At 40.6% G+C, this 23,641-nt stretch carries 17 protein-coding genes; 2 read left to right on the forward strand and 15 right to left on the reverse strand.

Annotated features, from left to right (window positions below; all coding sequences use genetic code 11):
• The first annotated feature begins 550 nt into the window (after positions 1 to 550).
• A complete protein-coding gene (locus MTF64_RS01890) occupies positions 551 to 3,397 on the forward strand; it encodes a TonB-dependent receptor (protein WP_248450317.1) in 2,847 nt (948 codons plus the stop codon).
• Positions 3,398 to 3,502: 105 nt separating this feature from the next.
• Here the strand turns inward: MTF64_RS01890 and MTF64_RS01895 are convergent, their stop codons facing one another.
• The 11 genes from MTF64_RS01895 to MTF64_RS01945 form a co-directional block, all read right to left on the reverse strand.
• Positions 3,503 to 5,281 carry a sugar phosphorylase gene (locus MTF64_RS01895; RefSeq protein ID WP_004586493.1) on the reverse strand — a complete coding sequence of 593 codons (1,779 nt, stop codon included), beginning with the start codon at positions 5,279 to 5,281 and terminating at the stop codon, positions 3,503 to 3,505.
• Between the two features lie 24 nt (positions 5,282 to 5,305).
• Positions 5,306 to 6,529 carry a glycosyl transferase gene (locus tag MTF64_RS01900; protein ID WP_248450319.1) on the reverse strand — a complete coding sequence of 408 codons (1,224 nt, stop codon included), beginning with the start codon at positions 6,527 to 6,529 and terminating at the stop codon, positions 5,306 to 5,308.
• Entirely contained in the window at positions 6,522 to 8,267 is a 1,746-nt protein-coding gene (locus MTF64_RS01905; RefSeq protein ID WP_248450321.1) for an HAD-IIB family hydrolase, read from the reverse strand. The genes MTF64_RS01900 and MTF64_RS01905 overlap by 8 nt, the downstream gene beginning before the upstream one ends.
• A gap of 136 nt (positions 8,268 to 8,403) precedes the next feature.
• The gene (locus tag MTF64_RS01910) at positions 8,404 to 9,642 is read right to left on the reverse strand and encodes a uracil-xanthine permease family protein (RefSeq protein ID WP_055254010.1); all 1,239 of its coding nucleotides are present in this window, start codon (positions 9,640 to 9,642) and stop codon (positions 8,404 to 8,406) included.
• A 9-nt stretch (positions 9,643 to 9,651) separates the two neighbouring features.
• Positions 9,652 to 10,284, reverse strand: a complete 633-nt coding sequence (upp, locus tag MTF64_RS01915) for a uracil phosphoribosyltransferase (protein ID WP_004586497.1) — start codon at positions 10,282 to 10,284, stop codon at positions 9,652 to 9,654.
• Between the two features lie 144 nt (positions 10,285 to 10,428).
• Positions 10,429 to 11,388 carry an oxidoreductase family protein gene (locus MTF64_RS01920; protein ID WP_248450323.1) on the reverse strand — a complete coding sequence of 320 codons (960 nt, stop codon included), beginning with the start codon at positions 11,386 to 11,388 and terminating at the stop codon, positions 10,429 to 10,431.
• 309 nt (positions 11,389 to 11,697) lie between these two features.
• Positions 11,698 to 12,672 (reverse strand): transposase, encoded by a 975-nt coding sequence (locus tag MTF64_RS01925; protein ID WP_248450325.1) that lies wholly within the window; start codon positions 12,670 to 12,672, stop codon positions 11,698 to 11,700.
• Between the two features lie 82 nt (positions 12,673 to 12,754).
• Positions 12,755 to 13,237 carry a hypothetical protein gene (locus tag MTF64_RS01930; RefSeq protein WP_248450327.1) on the reverse strand — a complete coding sequence of 161 codons (483 nt, stop codon included), beginning with the start codon at positions 13,235 to 13,237 and terminating at the stop codon, positions 12,755 to 12,757.
• The gene (locus MTF64_RS01935) at positions 13,212 to 13,742 is read right to left on the reverse strand and encodes a hypothetical protein (protein WP_157686038.1); all 531 of its coding nucleotides are present in this window, start codon (positions 13,740 to 13,742) and stop codon (positions 13,212 to 13,214) included. Before MTF64_RS01935 ends, MTF64_RS01930 begins: the two co-directional genes overlap by 26 nt.
• A 191-nt stretch (positions 13,743 to 13,933) precedes the next feature.
• The gene (locus tag MTF64_RS01940; protein ID WP_248450329.1) at positions 13,934 to 14,167 is read right to left on the reverse strand and encodes a DUF6429 family protein; all 234 of its coding nucleotides are present in this window, start codon (positions 14,165 to 14,167) and stop codon (positions 13,934 to 13,936) included.
• Between the two features lie 118 nt (positions 14,168 to 14,285).
• Entirely contained in the window at positions 14,286 to 14,846 is a 561-nt protein-coding gene (locus MTF64_RS01945; protein WP_248450331.1) for a hypothetical protein, read from the reverse strand.
• A gap of 241 nt (positions 14,847 to 15,087) precedes the next feature.
• Between MTF64_RS01945 and MTF64_RS01950 the strand changes: the two genes are divergently transcribed.
• Positions 15,088 to 15,345: a phage integrase N-terminal SAM-like domain-containing protein gene (locus MTF64_RS01950; protein WP_004588699.1), complete on the forward strand. Its 258-nt coding sequence runs from the start codon at positions 15,088 to 15,090 to the stop codon at positions 15,343 to 15,345.
• A gap of 174 nt (positions 15,346 to 15,519) precedes the next feature.
• Here MTF64_RS01950 and MTF64_RS01955 read toward each other — a convergent pair whose 3' ends face one another.
• From MTF64_RS01955 to MTF64_RS01970, 4 genes are all read right to left on the reverse strand, one after another.
• Positions 15,520 to 17,775 (reverse strand): acyl-CoA dehydrogenase, encoded by a 2,256-nt coding sequence (locus MTF64_RS01955; protein WP_004588700.1) that lies wholly within the window; start codon positions 17,773 to 17,775, stop codon positions 15,520 to 15,522.
• Positions 17,776 to 18,040: 265 nt separating this feature from the next.
• Positions 18,041 to 19,069, reverse strand: coding sequence for a zinc-binding dehydrogenase (locus MTF64_RS01960; RefSeq protein ID WP_248450333.1), 1,029 nt, complete (start codon positions 19,067 to 19,069; stop codon positions 18,041 to 18,043).
• 14 nt (positions 19,070 to 19,083) lie between these two features.
• The gene (locus MTF64_RS01965; RefSeq protein WP_248450335.1) at positions 19,084 to 20,493 is read right to left on the reverse strand and encodes a TolC family protein; all 1,410 of its coding nucleotides are present in this window, start codon (positions 20,491 to 20,493) and stop codon (positions 19,084 to 19,086) included.
• A complete protein-coding gene (locus MTF64_RS01970) occupies positions 20,486 to 23,638 on the reverse strand; it encodes a multidrug efflux RND transporter permease subunit (RefSeq protein WP_248450336.1) in 3,153 nt (1,050 codons plus the stop codon). Before MTF64_RS01970 ends, MTF64_RS01965 begins: the two co-directional genes overlap by 8 nt.
• Positions 23,639 to 23,641: the final 3 nt, after the last annotated feature.

Consider the following 23,641-nt stretch of genomic DNA (forward strand, 5'->3'; position numbering starts at 1 on the left):
GCATAGGAAGCTAGATAACTGTAAAGGGGCTTTACAAAAATTGTGATACGGCAAGTTTTATAGTGAAAAATTTTCAAATTTAATTTTTATTCTTACTATTTCTCAAAAGTTGACTCATTTAACAAGTTAAATTAAACACATAAACCTTACAAATCCGCCTATAATTAGAGCACCTCATTTAAAGGTTAAAATATACTCAATGGTTATATTTAAGCCATTATCAAATCAAGACGCTCAAAATAAACTCTTTAATATTATCAGTTCAATTCCAATGTAAATTAATTGGCTTCAATTAATCAACAAACCGTAAACACCCATAAAACTTAAACTCCTAACACCACCTCGCTTTATTGTTAATTTAACAACAAATCACCTGTAACTTATTTCATGTTAGTGATTTAGGCTTATTCTAGTTGCTTTTAATAAAATAATACGCATGCAATAATCGCCGGCCCTATAACAAAAGTTATAGGGCTTAGGCTAAATGCACTGTGTATTTAGCTAAAAAGTTAATGTATTTAATTATTATAAAATCTCCTTTGGGAAACACATGAAACGTCATAATTTACTTTCTACTAGCATTAAATGTGCATTAATTACTGCTGCTGCAACAGCGAGTAATTCTGTACTTGCACAAGATGAGCAAGCGACAAAAATTGAACGCGTTGAAGTAACGGGTTCGCGTATTTTACGTGAAGGCGCTATTGCACCGGCACCAGTAACAGTTATAAGCGGCGAGCAGCTAATTAATACTGGCGCTGTAAACATTGGTGAAGCGCTAAACAACTTACCAGCACTTGGCAATACATATTCAATGGCTAACTCAGGCCGCTTTATTGGTACTGCTGGTTTAAACATTCTTGATTTACGTAACATGGGTACCGACCGTACCTTAGTACTTGTAAACGGTAAGCGCCACGTATCTAGCTCAGCGGGCTCTCAAGCTGTTGATACAAATACTATTCCGAGCGTCTGGGTTGAGCGAGTAGAAATTATTACTGGTGGTGCATCAGCTGTATACGGTGCTGATGCGGTTACAGGTGTTGTCAACTTTATATTAAAAGACAACATTGAAGGAATGGATTTTAGCGTTACCCGTGGTTTTGCCGATTTAAATAGCTACAACAACGAAAAAGCAACGTTCTCGTACGGCTCTAATTTTGATAACGACCGTGGTAATGCCGCTTTTGCTATTGAGTACTCAGGCCAAGATTCATTAAATGCACTTGACCACCCTTGGACTAGCACATCTTTTAGCAGCTTACCTAACCAAGCCCAAACGGATGAGAACAAAAATAGTGCTGACTTTCCTGATGATATTTTAACACCTAATGCGGGTTATTTCGCCATCAATGATGCAGGTGTTTATGCACTTGAAGATCCAAGTAAATTTATTAATAGCTTTAACCCGGATAGCAGCGCACGTGACTTATACATAGGCAATAACGCAGATCCATATTCATGTGCAGAATGTGACTTTTTTAACCTAGGCCAATTTGAAGAAATACAACCTGAGTTTGAGCGTTACAACGTAAACTTTAAAGTTAACTACGATGTTACCGACGATTTAAACGTCTACTTTGATGCAAAATACGTAAACAGCCAAGGCGAAAGCATAGGTCAACCTGCGTTTTTCTTTTTTGACAGCGACAACAGCATTAAAATTGATAACCCTTACCTAGACCCAGATATCAAAGCGCGAATGCAAGAGGAAGGCGTTGATTCAATCATGGTTAACCGCATGATGAGTGACCTTGGCCGCCGCGTTGAAAATAATACCCGTGAAACAACGCGTTTTGTTACAGGCTTAAAAGGAACTGTGTTTGAAGATTGGGAATTAGATACATCAGTTGTGTATGGTCAAACTGACTTAGAGCGCGAAAATGGCGCTAATATGATTTTAGCCAACTACTTTAATGCCCTTGATGCCGTTGAAGATGCAGATGGCAACATCGTATGTCGCAGCGCTGCTGCACAAGCTGATGGCTGTGTACCGGTAAACATTATGGGTTTTGGCGCACCATCTCAGCAAGCGATTGATTACATAAATACGGTATCTGTAGGTACGTCAACTATTAAGCAAACCGTGGTTTCTGGTTCACTTGCCAATGGCGCTATTTTTGAATTACCAGCAGGTTATGTAGGTGTTGCATTTGGTGCTGAATACCGTAAAGAAGAAAGCGAAACAAAAGAGCCAGATAACGCAGAAGGTACATTTTTTAACGCTTTAGGCGAAGATAAAGGCTCGTTTAATGTGCGTGAAGTATTTTTTGAAGCAACTATGCCTATTTTAACTGACTTACCGCTTATTCAAGATTTAGTATTTGATACCGCTGTACGTCATGCTGATTACAGCACAATTGGCGAAGCAACTAGCTGGAAACTAGGCCTTGATTGGACTGTTAACGATGAACTACGTGTGCGTGTAACGCAATCTGCAGCACTTCGTGCGCCTAACATAAGTGAAGTATTTGGTGCAGCAAGCCAAACTTTCTACAATGTAGAAGACCCGTGCCGCGCTGAAAACATAGCTAATTTATCAAATGCAGCAACACGCACCGCAAACTGTGCTGCATTAGGTGTTGCAAGTGACTTTAACTCAGGTTACGACTCAGCCTCTTTAGATGGCTTAACAAGCGGTAACCGTGATGTTAAAGGTGAAGAGTCTACAAGTACAACGGTAGGTATTGTTTATCAACCAGAGTTTTTAGAAAACGCTGTGCTTACTATAGATTACTGGGAAATTGATCTAGAAAATGCAATTGACACAATCGACGCGCAAGAAATTCTTGACCGCTGTGTTGATAGCACAACAGGTATAGACAATCAGTACTGTAATTTAATTACACGTAATGCCAGTGGTGAAATTTCGCTAATTCAAAACTCAGTACTTAACGTAGCTGGTCAAAAGGCGTCTGGTGTTGATTTTGAACTAGGCTATGACTTTGATGCGCTAGAAGGTAGCTTTAAAACACGTTTAATTGGTACTTACCTTATTGAACGCAAAGATTACCCGTTCCAGGATGATCCTAGTTCATATATTGAGTACGCAGGTACAACCGGCGAAGCGAAATGGCAAACTAACCTATCGGTTAGCTACGTAATGGATAACTTTTATTCAACGGTTGAAACACGCTTTATCAGCGAAGTTGATTTATACACAAATGTAGAGCTTGCGAGTAACTCGAACCCAAGTAACCAAATGTCTTACGGTAAATACTTTATTACCGATATGACAGTGGGTTACAACTTCGATAGCGGCTTAGGCGTTAAAGTAGGTGTTGATAACCTATTTAATCGTAAGCTTCCGTATGGTTCACGTGGTACAAGTGCGGGTAGCGCAAGTTACGATAACATTGGCCGCTTTGGCTACATTAACTTAAGCTACAGCTTATAATTAGTAATAACGTTTATTAATTAAGTTAAAGGCTCGCACTGCGAGCCTTTTTATACCAATGCGCTTAATTAAGTGATCTATTTTGCAAATTGGTATTACTGCACTTTATTTAATATTACTTAACCATACACTTTGATATGGCTCTAGTTCTATAGTGAGTTGATCCTCGGTAATTGTTTCATTAGCCACTAAATCAAACCACTGCTGGGTGTTAATTAAGTTTAAATCTGCAAGGGTAAGTACTTGTGGTTTATCACTTATGTTATAAACGCAAAATATACTTTGGCGCCTGTCTATACTTTGCCGCCAAAAACCAAATAACCCCCCCGCTAAGTGCAGCGTAAATTGCGTGGCATTAGGATGAAATGCGCTTTGTTTTTTTCGAATACCTAATAAATGCTTAATACCATTAAACACTTTGTGATGATGGCTATATTTATCACCTAAAGCCGATAATAGTTTTGACTCTTGCCAACGATGACGGTTAATTGCACGGTTATGCTGTGAGTTTTCAAAGCGTTCGTAATCGTTCGTTGTGCCAAGCAAGCTATGAATATAAAGCCCAGGGATCCCTTCAAGCGCAAACATAATGGCGTGTGCACACATAAATCGCTCAAGGCCAAACTTATCTTGTCCATTGTGCGTGCCTTGTAATGCATCAAAAAGTGCAATATTTAGTTCATACGGTGTGTGCGTACCATCGTTACTGGTGCGCATTGATACACGCCCACCAAACTGCATAGACGTACTCACCAATGACGCTACTTCGCTTGGTTGTAACAAGCCTTCTATTGGCCTAAGTCCAATGCCATCGTGCGAGGCAATAAAGTTAAAGTATGTGGTGCCGTTTTGCGCAGGCGGCATACTCATCATCCAATGCTTAATGGCTGTGCTATCTCCACTGAGTAATGTATGCAGTAATAAGGGCGGTAAGGCAAAGTTATAAATACTGTGGGCTTCGTTAGCGTTACCAAAGTAAGAGAGGTTTTCTTGGTTTGGTATGTTTGTTTCGGTTATTATGACAACGCTTGGCTCAGTATGCTCTATTAGGGTGCGAATAAGCCTAACTGCTTCATGCGTTTGCGGTAAATTAATGCAATTTGTATTGAGTTGTTTCCATAAAAATGCAACCGCATCTAGCCTAAACAAACGCACACCATTATCTAAATAATGGCGAATAATGCTTATAAATTCTTTTAAAACTTCCGGGTTACCAAAATCAAAATCAACTTGGTCGTGGCTAAATGTACACCATACATGTTTTTCGCCGCTTGGTGTGGTTACCGTATTTAATAACGGTGAGGTACGTGGGCGTACTACATTAGATAAATCATCGGTTAAACTTGCCGTTTTAAAGTAATCTTTGCCGGGGTCCAAATCGTTTAAAAAGTTTTCAAACCATACACTTCGGCTAGAGCAGTGATTAATCACTAAATCTGCCATTAGCTTTACATCTTTGGCAATATTTTTTATATCTTGCCAATCACCTAGCGATTCATTTACTTGCACGTAGTTCATTACCGCAAAGCCTTCATCAGAGCTATACGGGTAAAATGGCAATATATGCAAAGCATTAAGCTGCATATCGCACTGCTCTTTTATAAACCGGTGCAAGGTTTTAAGCGGTGCTTCTACCGGTTTTGCAACAGCTTGGTCTCCCTCATCGTGCTTAATAATAGAGTCGCCATAGGCTATTAGTATAATATCTTGCTCGTCCCAACGGTTTGTATGGGGTGTGGGGTCGCGCAGCGGGCTGTCGCCTAAAATTATAGTTATAAGCTGCTCAGCCAGCTCTGTAATACTTAAGGGCAGTTCAACATCTTTATAAATAATATGTAGATGTTGCTCTACCCGCTGTAAAAATAATTCACTTACTGTATTCACACGCGCCCCTTATTATTGTTTTATTTATTCACTAAATTCTTTATTATCAAGATCAACCGCTTCTCTTAAGCGCTCAAAAACATCTGGCATGGCTGATACAACACGGTTCCAACTTGGCACAAATGGCGCTTCCATTGGGTTTTCTAAAAAGTGCTGACCTGCTTCCATAACATTTTTGGCGAACATTTCTACGGCCTTTTCCTCTTGGTGCACATCTAAGGTTAAACCATTCATCAGTGCATCGTTATGGTACGTTTCTATAAAGTCTAAACCAATACGGTAGTAAGTTGCTTTTAAAGAACGAATTGTTTCGCTGGTAAAAGTAACCCCTTGTGTGGCTAATTTTCTAAATAGTGCCTTGGTTATATCTATCGACATTTTAGATAAACCGGCGTTTTGGTCATCAAGAGAAAGTTCCTGATGCTTATGATCGTAGTTATCAGCAATATCCACTTGGCATAAGCGATTGTGCGAATAATTACGGTACATTTCACTTAGTACGCCAATTTCAAGGCCCCAATCACTCGGAATACGAATATCGTTTAGCACATCACGTCTAAACGAAAACTCCCCTGCTAACGGGTATCTAAAGGTATCCATGTACTCAAGGTAGTCGGTATTGCCTAAAATAGTTTTGAACGAGCGTAATAACGGCGTTACTAATAAGCGCGATACTCGGCCATTAATTTTGCCGTTTGCAGTACGTGGGTAAAAGCCTTTACAGAATTCATAATTAAAACGAGGGTGTGCTACAGGGTAAATTAAGCGCGCTAACAAACCTCTGTCGTAAGTTAATATATCGCAGTCGTGCAGGGCTATCGACTCTACCTCTGAAGTGGCCAATTTATAACCCATGCAATACCACACGTTTCTGCCTTTACCAAGTTCACGCGGTGCAACGCCTAGCTCTTGTAATTCTTTATCAAGCGCTTGCAAGCGTGGGCCATCGTTCCAAAGCACTTTGTGGTTTTGGTTAAGCTCTTTAAAAAAGCCTAAAGCATGGCGGTATTGTGACTCGTCTGCCCTGTCTAAACCTATGGTAATTTGCGATAAATAAGGAACCTCTCTAAGTTCTTTTACAATGTTTTGCAGCGCTGGGCCTTCAAGCTCACTAAACAACGAAGGGAGTATTAACCCCATTGGCCGTTGCTTACTAAAACTAATTAGCTCTTCTTCAAGCGCTTCTACCGGTCTATCGGCGATATTGTGTAAGGTTGTGATGATGCCATTTTGATAAAAATCAGCCATGTGATTTTCGCTCCTCAATAGTATTTAAAATGCTGCTAATACAAGGCAATGTGGTTATTTCTTCAATCCAACCCAGTGGAGCGGGCGATTGGGAATAACGCGCCTTGTTATGTGTTAACTTAACCGGCTTTTTACTGCTTGGGTTATGTATGATAATGGCGATATCAGCTTGCTCTAGCATCTGCTTATCGTTGTCACTATCACCTAGTGCAATTACCGTGAGAGGCTTTCTAAAATGTTGTGAAATTTGTTTAACTAACCACTGCTGTGCAGCGCTTTTATCGGTGTTTTTAGCAATATGTATAAACCGCCCGCCTATTTTTATTTCGTAGCCGAGAGCTTTAACATCGTTTACAAACGCATTAAGTAATTCATCGCTTCCGTGCCAATAAAGTGGGTCTGAAAAATCGCGTGTTTGAGCGCGCCTTGCATGCGCTTCATCAAGCCCGGTGAGGGATGATATTTGCTCGCTCGACAAATCACTAAATAACTTATAATGCGATTTATATTCGCTGCTTAAGGAGTCTAAATCACTAAGTAAATTCGATAAGGGTGATGCAAATGCATAACACCAATACGCCCCTACTTGCGAGCAGCCAATGGGTTTAAGCTCAAAATAATCTACTGGTAAATAAGCAGCCGCGCCATTTTCAACAATAAAAGGCTGTTGAATATTAAGCTCGTTTTTAAGTTCAACCACTTCGCAAAATGTTTTACTCGTATTAAACACCACAGGAATGTGGGCTGCTTGTAAATCTTGCAGCAAGCTACTGATATTTTTAGTGTTGTAATCGGCGTGATCGAGTAACGTGCCATCTAAGTCGGTAAATATAATAGGTTGCAGCGTATCGTCGCTGGTTAAGTGCATAGCACTAATATCGCGATTACTATCAAGCTCTATAAGGGCGTTAGCTTTAGCGCTTAGGGTGTTTAAGTTTTCGCGAGTAATACGCTCAAAATGAGAAATAAAGTGCACCAGTTGCTCATCACTCATGGTGCCATCGCCCTCGCCTTTAGCGGCAATAAGCTTTTGCTCTTGCTCTTGTCGCCACTTAAATACATCTTCAAAGCACGGCGCTTTGAGCATCACCGTGTAATCTATTTTACTAAACACACTTTTGTATTCATTTGCTAGGCAACTGTTTACACAACGACGCCACACGCCTTCTTTATCGTGCTGTGTTTCTAACTCGTTTATAGGCTCACTTAAAGAAAATAACGGTTGTGGCTCACTACCTACGCACCAGCCTTCTAAAATAATAATATCAATGGGTTTATTGTTACATTGCCATGTTTGCTCGGGGCTGCAATCGTCGTGATGCTTGTCAAATTTAGGCAAAGGCACGCCAACCTCTTTTGCAAGTAACCGGCTTATGGTGGTATTCATTAACCCTACATCGTGGGTGCCAGGCACACCCCGGGTGGCAAATAATGGGTGTACGTCTTTGGCAAGTCCTTGGCGGTGTGCTTTAGATAAGTAAAAATCGTCAATAGAAAGCGCGACACTGGTAAACGGCGTGTTGTTACTAAACCAAGTAACTAAAAAATCTGCGAGGGTGGTTTTTCCTGAGCCTTGGCAACCATTTATGGCGACAAAAATAGGGGTGTTATTTTTTTTTGATTCTAGAATATCGTGTGCAAGCGGGATAAAAAATTGCTCACTAAGGTACTGATACTTTAAAGGCAATTGGTGCTTTGCTAAAAATGGGGTTATATCCACAATACTGGCCTCTGACATAGTAACTCCTTATATTATGAAGTAACAAATGCAGGTACTAGACCACTATTATTTTTATTTAATTATTAGTAACTTACAAAAATAGCGCAATTAGTATGCGCTATTTTGGTGCGTAAATTTTACATACAGTGCAAAATTAATCAGTTTCTGGTTCAGCTTTTGGCAATACTAAGTTAAGCACAATACCTAAAATGGCGCACAAGCTAACGCCTTCTAAGCTAAATTGGCTACCCCCAATGTGCATACCGCCAATACCGCATACTAATATAAGTGCCACAATACTTAAATTACGGGGTGCAGTTAAGTCATCACCAGATTTAACCAACGTATTTAAGCCCACTACCGCAATTGAGCCAAATAACAAAATCATTATGCCGCCCATCACAGGTACAGGAATTGTTTGTAAACCAGCGCCCATTTTTGCCACAAAGGCCAGTACCACAGCAATTATAGCAGTCCACATCATTACTTTCGGGTTAAAGTTTTTGGTCAGCATCACTGCGCCAGTTACTTCAGAGTAAGTAGTGTTTGGCGGACCACCAAATAAAGAGGCTGCGGCAGTGGCTAAGCCATCACCAAATAAGGTGCGATGTAAGCCTGGTTTTTTTAAAAAGTCTTTATTGGTTACTTGGCTAATAGCCATCATATCGCCAATATGCTCAATAGCAGGTGCAATGGCTACAGGCACCATAAAGAGAACTGCTTGCCACTTAAATTCGGGCCATGTGAAGTTTGGTACAGCCAACCAGCTCGCTTCATTTACGCTGCCAAATTCAACCACACCCATTACCAGTGATAAAACATAACCCGATATAACACCGGCTAATATAGGGATCAGCTTATATACACCTTTGCCCCACACAGCAAAAATAAGTGTTACAACAAGAGAAAACAGCGAAATAATAATGGCTTTATCGTAAGCAATAAGTTCAATACTGCCGTCGCCACTTTTACCCATTGCCATATTTACCGCAACCGGTGCAAGGGCTAAACCAATCACCATAATAACGGGGCCGACGACCACAGGCGGCAAAATTTTATGAAGTGTTGCCACCCCTTTAAATTTAACCAATAGCGCTAACAGCATATAAGCACAGCCTGCTGCCATTAAACCACCCATGGTGGCTGGTACGCCCCACATTTGTACTGAGGCAATAATAGGCGCAATAAACGCAAATGATGACGCTAAAAATATAGGCACCTTGCCTTTCGTCACTACCTGAAATAATAAAGTACCTATACCCGCTGTAAACAAAGCGACACTTGGGTCAAGCCCCGTTAATAAAGGCACTAACACTAACGCACCAAATGCTACAAACAACATTTGGGCGCCGGTTAAAATGGTTTTTATAGAAAATGTAGAATTATTTTGCACTGTTAAACCTTAGTAAACCGTACCGAAAATTTTGTCACCTGCATCGCCAAGCCCTGGGATAATGTAACCCTTTTCATTTAAATGACTATCTACTGAGGCAGTAAAAATCTCAATATCAGGGTGAGCGGCTAATGTTTTTTCAACACCCTCAGGTGCAGCAACCAGTACAATTACTTTAATGTCTTTACAGCCGGCTTTTTTAAGCATATCGATAGTAGCAATCATAGAGCCGCCAGTTGCAAGCATTGGGTCTATAACTAAGCTTAAACGCTCATCAATATTGCCTACTAACTTTTCAAAGTAAGGTACTGGCTCAAGCGTTTCTTCGTTACGCTCAAGGCCCACTACACTTACCTTAGCCGCTGGGAGTAATGACATTACGCCATCCATCATGCCAAGGCCCGCGCGTAAAATTGGCACAACAGTAATTTTTTTGCCTTTAATGTGCTCTACTTTTAATTTGTTGCCGTCCCAGCCAGTAATTTCGTTATCTTCTAACTGTAGGTTTTTAGTTGCTTCGTAGGTTAATAAGGTACCTACCTCAGAGCATAATTCACGAAAGCTTTTAGTACTTATACCGTGAGCGCGCATTAAGCCTAATTTGTGTTGAACTAGAGGGTGTGAAATTACGTGAATTGACATGATAAAAACCTACTGATACTAGAATTGGCGGTATTTTATATTAAAAAAGGTCATTTGACCTGCAATTTTAAATAAGTTTTCATAGATCGTGCCAAAATGCATTGATTTGCTTGATATTTATGCAAGCGACACACTACTTTATGTTTATAAGTTGTTATCTGATAACGTTAGATTTACTTGCGCCATCATGTAACTATTTATTTTAAAATGAGTTGGGCTCCAACCCGCTAAAAATCGATAAAAGTCGGCCCAAGCTAATGGCCATAATGCATGCCACTTTGCAATCACGTCATCGGCATTTATTTGCGGTTGATACACTAAAAGCGCATTTTTTAATTGGCTAAAATAGTAACGTAAATACTCATCGGCGCAGGTATGTAATTGCTCGTCGCTTAAGCAGCTGGTCATAAAATACATTACATCGCAAATCCCTACCCCAGCCCCAACATACTGAAAGTCATAAGCGAGTATTTCACTTTGCTCATTTGCAGCAAAATTGGCAAGCTTAGCATCGCCATGTATCAAGGTTTTGTAGTGTGATGCTTGCAGTGTTTTATCAATTTTATGAGCCGCATTTTTAATATCGGACTTTTTGTCAGCGCTTTGTTTTAACTTATTAAACTCATCTGGCCGTGTGCTCAAATGCCAATAGTTCCCTTGTTGCCATAAGCCCTTTGCGGGCTTATTTAAATTAAAGGCATGAAAATGGGCTTGCCACGTAAGTATTGGTTTTATGTCAAGCGCACTTGCTTGAGCAAAACCATGTTGCGTAAAGTTTTTAAACACTAACGCATAATCATCACCATCATTAATTGCATTAATACAGGTAATACTTTTAGCGCTTGTCGGTAAGTACGCGCTGTATAACCTATAAAAATTATATTCAACTTTATAAGACTGCTGCTTTCTTTTTAATGCAAATTCGCTTTGCTTAATTTTTGGATGATTTATGTGGCTTGGTATTTTAATCGCTTTGATAACACATGGCTCGGCATCAAGCCTGCACTCGACAATACTGCCACACCCGCTCCAAAGCGATGTTAGCGTATCACCCATTTCAATGTCTTTAAAATGAGGCTGTAAAAGAGGAAGATAAAATGCCATAGCTATATTAAGTCATTAAGTTTTTTATAGTTTAACATTAGAAGGTATTTTTAATAAAACGATAGCATTCATAGCCCCTTTCTTTTAGTGTGACACCCACTTTAATTCCAGCCTTTCTTAAAGTGACATCCACATTAATTTCTACAAAGTAAATTACAAAAAAGTTAAAGTTAACTAGTGAATTTATGTTTTTTAACTGTCCAAAAATAATTTGAGTTTTAAAATAGAGGTATTACTAAATAAAGCTCAAATGGCAGCCACAAAAAAACCTACATTATGTAGTTGGAGTGCTCAAAAAGTGATTTGGCTCTAAGCGAATAACTTTGCGCAGTTACTGATATTAGCTCGCCGCTTTCGGTTTAAGTTTTCGCAATACCCTTCTTGTGAGGCAGGCCTGCCCACTGCACCATGAAATACGCGCGTAAATTGTGTGGTGAGTTTTAACCAGTTTTCTGATGATATATTAAGCCTTTCTAACAAAGGAAGGGTCATATTATCTATATGCCCGTGCTTATCCTCTCGCATTGCTCGCCCTGTTAGCTCAACGAGTTCAAGGTACGATTTAAGCTCAAACGGCAGCCCTTTAGGCATAATTTGACGTGACATGCCTGCAAAGCGAAGTAGTTGTTTTGGCTGCTTGCCTTCTTTTGCGCATATTAAGCGTACTTGAGCGCTGGTATGGTCTGACTCTTCTGGCGTGTTAGCCATCTTGGCTCTAATGGGGTTTAAATCTACATAGGCCATACACGCTGCAATTGCGGCTTCATCAAGTAAAGCTTGCGATTTGAATCTCCCCTCCCAGAACCTCCCTGTGGAGTTATCTTCTTTATTTGCTCTACGCGCTATATTTTCATTTAATAGGCGCATAAACCAGCTGATACTTGCTAAACGTTCTCGGTATTGTTTTACCGTTTGATTGAAAAAGATGAGTTCAACTTTACTTAGCTTCTCGCCTTGTATGTATTTTTGCGTTAACAATGTGCCCTTACAAAGTTTATGCCAGCGAATAACAATCGCTTTATCATTCAGCCTATTTGCTTTTTTATCATCTACATACAGTACTAAATGGGTATGATTGCTCATTACGGCATAAGCGCACACATCAATACAAAATACCTTAGCTAATTCACCCAGCTTATCTTCAACCCATCCTCGTCGATGCTCGTAAGATTGACCAGTGAAACGGTCTTCGCCACATAAAAATGCACGACGAACACACCGTGAAATACAGTGATAGTATTTTGTATCAACCAAACTTACTTGTCGCTTTCTTGCAATTGCCATATGACACTCTGCTTGTTTTTTACACTAAATAAAAGCTAGCCTCTAATTGCGTTAAGTACAAAATTTAAGATGGGTGTCTTGTTTATTTGTTTATTTGTTCTATACCTCTCCTGTTTATCAATGTACTCGCAACAAAATTTCCATCATCGAATGTATGCGCAACAGCTAGAACAACACCAAGGCTTGTTAGCTTACTTTGTATTTCTTTTATTTTGGTTTCTTGAGACGAATTGTTTTCACAGTTTTGACTGATATATTTCATTGAGCCGAGTTCAACTCTACGTAAACATTTGTCGCTCTTAAATAATTCAACGATAGAAGTTATTTCAGTTTCATTTACCTTAAACCAGTCATCAACATCACTGATTTCCATATCAACACCTTCTGTACCACATCCTGATAGCAAGAATAGGGCTAGAAAAATGGTTGCTAACTTCATAGTGCCTCTAACGCCCGCATAAGTGGCGCATAAAAGCTTGGCTATACTAAGCGAAGAATGAGCGCAGCCAAGCTTTTTGCGTCCGCCCTTAATGCGTTTGTTATATGTTTGAGCGCTTAATTTCATTTAATGTGTTTACAACACTAGAAACTTTTTGAAACGCATTGTTTGCGTATGCAATGACAAAAAAGTTACCTCTTTTATTGTTTAAGCCTAAAAGTTTATTTGTTAGATCTGTTTTTCGAAAGTGTAAATCAATATCAGCTTGTGAAATATTTAACTCTATTGTAATTCCTTTTACCTGACCATGAAGGGTTTCACTTTTTATAATACCCACATTTTCCCATGCAACATTAAGAGACGACTGATTATTAACTTCATCGAATGAAGTTGGGAAACTTATCCCTCGATTGTCTGCTGAAAAGTAAACCCAACCACGCCAGTTACTTGGCTTTAAAGCCGGGAACATGAAGATCAAACCTAACATAACAAAAATGTATTTAAAAACTACAGGAGAATTACCTGCCCAATTACCATAAGTGTAAAAAGCAAACAGCATCAAACAAGATACAACCAGATAACAAAAGCAAATTAACTTAGCTCCCCATGGAGGTGTTTCATATTTAAACATTTGATTTTCTTTGAATATGCACCAATATCAAGAAACATATAACTTTCCAATAACGGGCGCAGGCACGTGGGGCATAATGGCGAAGCCGCCCCGCGTGTATGCGTCCCAGCGAACGCAGTGAGTGCGTTTATTGGCTTGTTAGTTGCCACGCTAATACATCCTAGAGTAACAGCTAAAATTGCGCACAACGCTTACTCACTTTTGACGAATAACTTTTTGAAAAGTTCTTCTGATTTGGCAAGACCTTCTTCAGTTAAAACAACAGACTTAGATTTGCCAACAGGATCGTGAATATATCCTTTTTCATAAAGCCGATCGGTGATACTCCAATCTATTTGTTTCCAAGCCCTACCAAACTTGTCATGAAGAGTAAGGTAAAACAGAACAAGTGCCGCTTCATCGATTTTATCTTCATCTATTTCCACTGCTGTCTCCATTTTCATATGGCTACTAACGCCCCATTAAGAGGCTTTTAATTGTTGGTTATAATGTGTAGCGAAGCGGAACCTAACCAACTGTTAAAAGTCCTGCTTGAATGGCTTGTTAGGCAACAATTAACGCTGAAATAGAGATTATAAAAGTTATAGCTAAGAAACTTGATAGCGCCTTTTTAGCTACTTTAAACCCACTTTCACCATCTTTTACTCTTTGCCACTCACTTTTTAACATTTTCTGTGATTCGTTAACTAAATCACGATGCGCTTTCTCTGTAATTTTACTGTCACTTAATTTTTTAGCACTTGAACAAATAGAGTCAAACTCCAATACTAGGGCTTTAAATTCTTCGTGCTCGTTAGGATTTAGGTGGAGAATTATTCTAGTTGCAATATTATCTATTTCACCAAGTTTAGATGAATTATTTTTAATAAATTCTTTAGGGTCTTCTCCAGAGTGCATCTGATAAAGCCAATTGGATTTAAATGTTGTGAACAACCCAATTAATTCAGATATATCTTGTCTCATAGAGTTGATCCATTCCTGCCTGAATTCAGAAACTTTCTGCTCTTTCGAAATGACTAAACTTAATAAAGACATTATTGCAGCTATAATCGCTGCACATATAGCTCCAATTGCGATATATGCGCTATTTGGTAGTTGTTCCACTTAACCTCCTTGTTGCCTAACAATTTTGTCTACGACATTGGTCGTTTTATAAACCGACAAATGTCCATATATTACAACGCATTTATCTTAACCATCAAATAAACACCTGTAAACAATTAGTTAACTGAAAATTATTTTTTATCAGTGCGAAAATACACCGAAATGGTGGAGATCAGTAATATTGGACAAAACAATATACACTGTCTATATATACAGTTAAATTTTGCTAGAGATTCATATCATGAAATCACCTTTTTTAACTATGATAGCCGAACAAATGTATCTAAAGCATTATGCTAAAAGTACCATCAAAGCGTATTTATACTGGATAGCTTCGTTTATTCGTTTTAACTCTATGAGGCACCCAACAACGATGGGAGATAATGAGGTCGAACTTTTTTTAAATCATTTAGTCAACCAACAAAATGTTGCTCCTAATACTCAAACACAAGCCTTAAATGCGTTGAGCTTTTTATTTAAAGTATGGAAAATAAACTAAACAGCTACTCTAATTGAACAAGCAAAACGACCATAAAATGAGCCACCATTAGCCCTGCCTCTATATTACACACATAAAAAAGCCCCGCTTGGTTTTAAACAAACGAGGCTCCACACTAATTTTTTAATCAAGAATAAAAGCGCCGATACAGCGGGCGCTTTGCATCATTGAATTTTATTGATTAACTACACTTTTAAGTGGGTTAACTGGTTGAGCGTTGTCATCAAGTAAGTTCATGTCAAAGTCGAACTCATCAACGCGAATCGCTTTTTCACGTTTTTTGTTGTAATCAATTAGTTGCGCATGTTCATCCGCAGTAATTACATTTGCCGCTAATGCGTTATCTAGCGTAATGGCAAAACGTGTACCTGGTTTAATCGTTTTAGCGCGCAGCGCTTTTTTAACTTTGGCCAGTTCAACAAGTGATGCCATTTTAGCTTTATAAGCTTGCTCGTTAATGTGATGACCGTCACCTTCTACAGGCTTAACTAAATGCGTAATTTGCGCTTTAAATGCAGTATCAAGCTGTGCTTGTTTTGCTAATTCACGAATTAAGTCGTCGCTAATTTTTGGCATTTTAGTTGAGTAGTTCATTGTTACAAAACGAATAAACTTACGAGTACCACTTGCAGGGAAGTTATCTAAAAACTTATGCAGTGCTTCTTCAGCGCTTTGCAATGCAAAACGTGTCGCGTAGTGGAAGTACGGCGCTGCTTGTTCGCGCTCGCTGCTTGCTACTTTTTGCTCGTAATACTTAATTGATGCCATTGCCGCGTATAAAAAGCTCATTACATCGCCTAAACGTGCTGATAGCATTTCAGCCTGCTTTAATTTACCGCCAAGTACGAGTAACGAGAAGTCAGCATACACTGCTAATTTTGCAGATAGTTTATGTACGGCTTTTTCGTATTCACGTACTTCTGGTAATGCAGAGTTTGCACTTGCAGTAAATGGTAAAACACCTAAACGGAACGCACGTAAGCTATTTGCTGTGCTGTAACCAATTGTTTTACGCAAAATGCCGTTAAACTCTTTATCTGCACCTTTATCTTCACTATGGATTGATTCAACCATAGATTGTAAATAAGGGTGACAACGCATAACACCTTGACCAAAAATCATCAGGTTACGTGTAAGAATGTTCGCGCCTTCTACTGTAATTGCAATAGGCTGTGCTACGTAACCGCTTGCAAGGGTATTTTGTGGACCATTTTGAATCGCTTTACCCGCTTGAATATCCATTGCAGAGTCTAATACGTCGCGGCCAAGCTCGGTCATGTGGTATTTAGCTATTGCTGTAACAACCGATGGTTTTAAGCCCATGCCCAGGCCTTCAGTTGTCAGCACGCGCATTGCTTCTTGAAGGTATGTTTTACCTGCAATGTCTGCTAGTTTTTCTTGAATACCTTCAAATTGACCAATTGCTAAACCAAACTGCTCACGCACTGCTGCGTATTCAGATGCTGATTTAAACGCCACTTGTGATGTACTTACACCTAGTGCAGGTAATGAAATACCACGCCCTGCACCTAAACAGCTAACCAACATTTGCCAACCACGGCCGATGTTTTTCTGGCCGCCAATAATAAAGTCCATTGGTACAAATACTTTGTTACCACGTGTAGTACCGTTATAAAAACGAATACCCATTGGGTCATGGCGGTTGCCAAGCTCTACACCTGGGTGATCTTTAGGAATAAGCGCACAGGTAATACCTAAGTTTTCTTTGCCGCCTAGTAAACCTTCTGGATCCACTACTTTAAATGCTAAACCAAGTACCGTAGCGATTGGTGCCAGTGTGATGTAACGCTTATCCCATGTGATCTCAAGGCCAAGTACTTCTTCGCCGTTGTACATGCCTTTGGTGACAGTACCAATATCTGGAATGCCACCTGCATCAGAGCCCGCCTCTGGGCTTGTTAATGCAAAACATGGAATGTCTCTGCCGTTTGCTAAACGCGGTAAGTAATGCGCTTGCTGCTCTTGTGTACCAAAGTGAAGTAATAATTCACCTGGGCCTAAAGAGTTAGGAACCATAACAGTTACCGCTACTGCAGAGCTTTTAGTTGCAATGGTTGCCACAATAGTTGAGTTTGCATAAGGGCTAAACTCTAAACCGCCAAACGATTTAGGAATGATAAGCGAGAAGAAACGCTCTTTTTTCAAAAATTCTAATATGTCATCTGGTAAGTGAATACCGTTTTGAATAACTGAATCGTCAATCATGCCTAGTAGCTCTTGTACTGGGCCATCTAAGAATGCTTGCTCGTCTGCACTTAGGGTAGCAGCCGGCACATCGCGTAGTGCGCTAAAATCTGGCTTACCTTGATAGATAGACCCTTCTAACCACACATCACCCGCGTCTAGCGCTTCTTGTTCAGTGATTGAAATACTTGGTAATACTTTTTTTAATTTTGTACGTAAACTCATGATTGAACTCATCCGACCAGATAAATAATACCTACATTACGTCATAAAAATCAGTTTAGATCAATTACTCTATTCAATTAATTAACAGTTTTTTCAATTTATTTTCTTTACGGTGACGTAAACTGTTGAAACTAAAAGGCTTACACTTGTGCGCTGAAATACCTCTATTTGGCAACAATTAAGCCCCATACTCATAAAAAGCTATTTTTTAGGCATAAAAAAACGCAGCCACTTGGGCTGCGTTTTTAAAATAAGGTGGGCAACGTTAATTGCTTATTTGCACAACGTGTTTGCCTGTAAAGCCACCCGCTATTTGGTTATTTAAGGCAGCACTGACTGAGTCAGCAGTAAAGTCAACCGCAGTGATTGCCGGTGTTTTAATATCGCCCGATAGCGCGCCTTCAAGCAATAAATTGCCCATAAAACTTAAGCGCTGCTGTGCACATAAACTATTGGCAAGCCACGCACCACCAATAGACACCACACTAATATTAGGCGCTCGGTGGTACATTAAATCTTGATCAAAATGAGGCAGCGAGTTTAAACACGCGATACGCCCGCAAAAGCGCATTAATTCAATATTTCTAAGCGTTGATTCACCGCCCATGGTATCAATTACAGCATCAAACCCTTGCGGGCCAAGCTCGCGGCGAATTTTGTCGCGTAACTTTTTGTCGTTATAATCAAATACCACATCGGCACCTAGCTGCTTTACCAGCTTGTGATTACGCTTTGAAGCGGTGGTAAATACATCGGCACCGCGTTGTTTAGCATATTGAATGGCAAACTGCCCTACCGCACCAGAGCCACCTTCGATTAGGATTTGGTCGCCCTCAGTAATTGCAATTTTATCTAAGCTAATAAGGGCGGCCATACCAGCACACGGTAACGTAGCAGCCTTTGCAGGGCACAGCCCATCGGGCACAACCGATACAGCAAAGTTAGGCACCGTGGTGTATTCACTCAGTACCCCTTGCTCGCCAATATTGGCATGCCACATTACTCGTTCGCCAACCCCAGGAAACACACCTTTGTTAGCTTTAACTACCACACCAACGGCGTCTAGGCCTAAAATATGAGGGTATTGCCACTTACAAAATCCCGTTTTAGCAAAATAGGCATCAGCAGGATTGAGGCCTACATACTCAAGCTTTACCAACAATTCGTTGTCGGCGCACTCGGGTATATCAACCTCAACATCTTGCAAGCGTATTTGCTCATCTGGTTGTGATAAAACAATAGCGCGCATTGTTTGTAAGGGGCTGCCTTGATGTGATAATTCAGTATTGCTCATTCAATTAACTCTACCTATTTTGTACTGCTCAGTGCATAGCTCCATTGGCCGTTAAATGCCTGATAAGCATTCACTTTAGCAAGCAATGTAGCAATAGTTGTGTCAACAGCGTTTTCTTGTGCCATTAAAACATCCTGGCGTGCATCTAACAACTCTAAGTACGGTATTTGGCCTTCTTCGTACATCGCCTGTGCTTGTAAAAATGCTTTATTTGCAAAGCCATAGCGCTGTTTAGCATAACGCTCTTGCTGTTGTTGATTGACCAACATTTGCAATGAAAGTTCACTTTGAGTCACCGCATTTAATACTATTTGCTGATAGTCGCTGTAGGCAGCTTCACTTAAAAACTGCTGCGCGTCGCGCTGAGCAAGGAGTGCGGGGTAACTTAATATTGACCATTGCAACTGGGGGGCTACTTGCCATTGCTGATCAGTATTTTTTAAGCCCGTGCTGTCTATGCTCACTACGCCTGCAAAGGCTGATAAGCTAATATCAGGTAGTAAGGCTTTACTTGCCGCCACACTTAAGCTGTTGGCTTGGCTAAAATCATACAATGCACGGCTTATATCAGGGCGAAGGGCAATGGCGCTATTGGCATTTTTAAGCGCAACGCTAAAGCTTTGCTCCAGCAGGTTTTGCTCATTGTCTATCGCAATGTCTTGCGCAAGCTTACCTGTAAGCACCGCTAAAGTTGATAAGTCGCTGTATTTAGCATACTCAATAGCGGGCATTAGGGCTTCTTGCTGCCTAAGCTGTGCCATAGTACGGTTTAGGTCAAGCTCGTTGGCAACGCCTTCATCTACACGTGCTTGAAGTACCTCAATGCTTTGCTCTAATGCGTTAATTTGCATGGCTATGATGTGTTGTTTTTCAACATTACCTTGATAGCTTACAAACCCTTTAACAACAGACGATACCACTTCAATTTGCAGTGAACGTACTTGCTCGGCTTGGCTCATGGCCGATGCATTTGCAGCATCAACCAAAGCAGTAATACGGCCAAATAAATCTAACTGCCAATCAAGCGCTATGTTAGCACTCGATTGACGGTCAAACACACTCGGTGCATCGCTTCGTGCTGCGCCAATATTTACCCCGCCTTGGGGTAAATATTGCGCTTTTTGCTCACCAAGTCGGGCAAGGGTACTTTTGAGCGTTAATTGGCTTGTTTGCAAATTGTAGTTATTGGCAAGTGCGCTATTAACCAAAGCATTTAGCTGCTTTGATTCTAACTTGTGCCACCAATTTGTTTCATCTGCAATGGCAACATTGCTGGCAATATTTGCTTGAGCTACAAAATCGTTAATAGCGTTTTGCTCGCTTTGTGTATCTATTTTGCTAGCGCAACCAGATAAAAAAGCAGCCACTAACACAGCACTTAACGTTAAGCGCGTTTTGATAGGTTTAGCGATAAAATTAGTCATGCGATAACCCCTTTGCTTTTTGCTGCTTTTTCACAACTAACATATAAAACACAGGTGTAAATAATAAGCCAAACACCGTTACCCCTATCATGCCTGCAAACACTGCGTTACCCATTGCGTGGCGCATTTCGGCGCCAGCACCGGTTGCAAGTACCAAAGGTACAACCCCAGCTGTAAAGGCAATTGAGGTCATTAATATTGGGCGTAAACGCATACGACACGCCGCTAATATTGCCTCAAAGTGCGTTAACCCACCGCCGTGTTGGTCGCGGGCAAATTCTACCATTAATATGGCGTTTTTAGAGGCGAGTGCCACTAGTACAATTAATGCAATTTGAGTAAATATATTATTGTCTGAGCCTACAAACCACACACCTAATAGTGCTGAGAAAATAGTCATCGGTACAATTAATATTATGGCCAGTGGCAAACGTAAACTTTCGTACTGCGCAGCAAGCACCATAAATACAAGCAACACAACTAATGGGAATACATAAACCATGGTGTTACCTGCAAGTACTTGTTGGTACGTTACTTCTGTCCACTCGTACTCAATACCTGTTGGCAGATTGTCGGCTAATATTGTTTCAATAGCAGTTTGTGCCTGATCAGAGCTATAACCGGGGGCTGGACTGCCGTTTAGTTCTGCACTTGGGTAACCGTTGTAATGCATTACACGGTCAGGCCCTATGGTTGGTGTAACTGTAAGTACCGAGCCAAGCGGCACCATATTTCCTGCACTGTTACGTACTTTTAGGTTAAGGATTTGCTCAGGATCAAGACGAAAATCAGCATCAGCTTGCGCATTAACCTGATAAGTACGACCAAACATATTAAAGTCATTCACATACACAGAGCCTAGGTATATTTGCAATGCGTCAAATACTTCATCAAGAGGAATACCTTGAATAAGCGCTTGCTCGCGGTCTATATCAATATCCATTTGCGGTACTTGAATGCGAAAGCTTGAATATAAGCCCATTAACGCGGGGTCTTGCTGCGCCTTACCAATAATGGTTTGCAAACTATTAAATAGTGCATCAAAGCCTTTATTTGCTCTATCTTCAATTTGCAGTTTAAAGCCACCTGTTGTGCCTAAGCCTTGAATTGGCGGCGGCGGAAATACAGCCACAAATGCTTCATCAATAGCTGCAAAACGCTGGTTTAGCTGCGCAGCAATTGCCATCGCTGATTGACTAGGGTCGGTACGTTTATCAAAGCTCTCAAGTGGCGTAAATACAATGCCGCTATTTGGGCTGTTAGTAAAACCGTTTACCGATAAGCCTGGAAACGCCACGGTGTGTGCAACGCCTGGTACTTCTAATGCTATTTTTTGCATTTGCGAGAGCACATCTTCGGTACGGTCTAAACTGGCTGCATCTGGCAGTTGCGCAATCGCAACTAAATATTGCTTATCCTGCTGTGGAATAAAGCCACCGGGTACGGTATCAAACAATTTAATTGTACCGCCCACCAGCGCAACATAGGCCACCATAACAATAACGCTCATACGTATAAGCTTTTGTACCAGCTTTTCGTAGCCTTTAGCACCACGGTCAAACACGCGGTTAAACGGTTTAAATAACCATGCACCAAATAGCTTATTAAGTAAACGCGTGAATGCATCTGGTTTTGCATCGTGCGATTTTAATAATAATGCCGATAGCGCAGGCGACAGGGTTAAGGAGTTAAACGCCGAAATAACAGTCGAAATAGTAATTGTTAGTGCAAATTGCTTATAAAACTGACCCGATAAACCGGTAATAAATGCAGTAGGAATAAATACCGCACACAGCACTAACGCTATCGCAATAATTGGCCCGGTTACTTCGCTCATAGCAACACGTGTTGCCTCTAAAGGCGAAAGCCCTTGTTCTATATTTCGCTCTACGTTTTCAACAACAACTATTGCATCATCAACTACAATACCAATTGCCAGCACCAAGCCAAACAGCGAAAGCGTATTAATAGACACGCCTAGCCATTGCATTACAGCAAACGTACCAATTAACGAAATTGGCACCGCAATCAATGGAATAATAGACGCGCGCCATGTTTGTAAAAATACAATTACAACGATAACAACTAATACTATTGCCTCTAGCAATGTAGCGATTACCGCATCAATTGAACCACGTACAAACACAGTGGGGTCATATACAATGTCGTACTCAACACCCGTTGGGAAATCTTCTGACAAACGCGCCATTGTCTCACGTACTTGGTCTGAAAGCTCAATCGCATTTGAACCTGGGCGTTGAAAAATAGGCATTGCAAGTGCTGGCTGGTTATCCATTTCAGCGCGAAGTGCGTACGTATCTAGACCTAAATCAACACGGGCTACATCAGACAAACGCGTTAATTGCCCCTGTTCGCCCACTTTAATAATGACCTTTTCAAACTCTTCAACACTGTTTAAACGCCCTTTTACGTTTAACAAAATTTGAAATTGGCTGTCGTTAGAAATTGGCTGTGCACCTAAGCTACCCGCTGCAACTTGCTGATTTTGCGAGCGCAAAGCAGCCACAACATCGGTGGCTGTAAGCTCACGCGCTGCTAATGCATCTGGGTTTAACCACACACGCATAGAGTACTTACCACCGCCAAATAAACGAATATCGCCTACACCCGGTAAACGGGCAATTTCATCTTTAATATGAATGTCGGCATAGTTAGATAAGTACGCTGTGTCGTGCGTTTTTTCAGGCGAGTATAAATGCACCACCATGGTTAAATCGGGTGATGATTTTTCGGCTACTACACCTAAGCGCTGCACCTCTTCGGGCAAACGTGGTAATGCACTGTTTACACGGTTTTGTACTTGTACTTGTGCACGGTCTAGGTCGGTGCCTAATGCAAACGTTACCGTAAGTGTCATGCGGCCATCACTGGTACCTTGAGAAAACATATACAGCATGTTTTCGGTGCCGTTAATTTCTTGCTCAAGCGGCGTTGCCACAGTTTGCGCAATAACGGTAGGGTTTGCGCCTGGGTAATTTGCAGTTACTACAACCGTTGGTGGCACAACTTCTGGGTATTCACTTACAGGAAGTTGAAACAGTGAAATACCACCAGCAATTAAAATAACCAACGACAGCATGGCTGCAAATATTGGTCGCTGAATAAAAAAGTGTGAAAATTTCATCGA

This window comes from Pseudoalteromonas sp. 2CM41L (genome assembly GCF_023161905.1).
In the GTDB taxonomy this organism is placed as follows: domain Bacteria; phylum Pseudomonadota; class Gammaproteobacteria; order Enterobacterales; family Alteromonadaceae; genus Pseudoalteromonas; species Pseudoalteromonas atlantica.